Genomic DNA, 1,004 nt, shown 5'->3' on the forward strand with positions numbered 1-1,004 from the left:
CCATGCCGTTCCTCTTGCTAGGTCGTTCGATGACCGACGTCCCGTCCGCTCCGCGCGGCTTCAAGGCGCTCCTGCGCTCGCCCACCGCCTTCCTGATGGTGCTGGCCTTCGTCAACTGGCTCGGCTTTGCGAGCTGGAGCGCGTTGATCAACAATTTCGCCAAGGAAGCAGCGGGCTTCACCGGCCAGGACATCGGCATCCTGCAGTCGGTGCGCGAGATTCCCGGCTTCCTCGCCTTCACCGCCATCGTCCTGTTCTGGATCATGCGCGAGCAGCTGCTGGCTTATCTCAGCCTGATCACATTGGGCGTCGGCATCGCCATCACCGGCTTTTTTCCGACATTGGGCGGATTGCTGCTGACCACGACGATCATGTCGCTCGGCTTCCACTACTATGAGACGGCCCAGCAATCGCTCCAGCTCCAGCTCCTGCCGAAATCGGAAGCGCCGCGCCTGCTCGGCCGGATCGCCGGCGCCTCCGCCATGGCGCAGCTCCTCGCCTTCGGTTCGATCGCCGTCATCTGGCGGGTGTTCCAGCCGGGCTACATCACGGTCTTCATGGTCGCGGGTGCCCTGACAGCCGCGCTGACCATCGTGGCCTGGCTATCGTTCCCGCGTTTCCAGGGCGCGGTGCCGCAGAACAAGGGCTTCGTGCTGCGGCGGCGCTACTGGCTCTATTATGCGCTGACCTTCATGTCGGGCGCGCGCCGGCAGATCTTCATGGCCTTCGGCGGCTTCCTGCTGGTCGAGCGTTTCGGCTACGACGTCTCGGCGACCGCGACCCTGCTGCTCGCGACCTATGGCATCAACACCTTCATGGGGCCCATGCTCGGCCATCTTGTCGGGCGCATCGGCGAGCGCGCGACGATCCAGATCGAGAATATCTCGCTGATCGCGGTCTTCGTCGGCTATGCCCTGGCGAGCCATGGGCATTTCGCCGGATGGGGCGTCTTCGTCGCCGGCGCGCTCTTCATCGTCGACGGCGTCTTCTTCACGCTGACGCTG

1 protein-coding gene is annotated in these 1,004 nt (G+C 64.5%); it reads left to right on the plus strand.

What is annotated here, in order from left to right; all coding sequences use genetic code 11:
* Nucleotides 1-29: 29 nt before the first annotated feature.
* Nucleotides 30-1,004, plus strand: a 975-nt coding sequence (locus ACH4YL_RS40835) for an MFS transporter (protein ID WP_398512603.1), incomplete at its 3' end; no start/stop codon positions are given.

It is taken from the genome of Streptomyces sp. NPDC020681, assembly GCF_044334895.1.
Classification (GTDB): Bacteria; Actinomycetota; Actinomycetes; order Streptomycetales; family Streptomycetaceae; genus Streptomyces.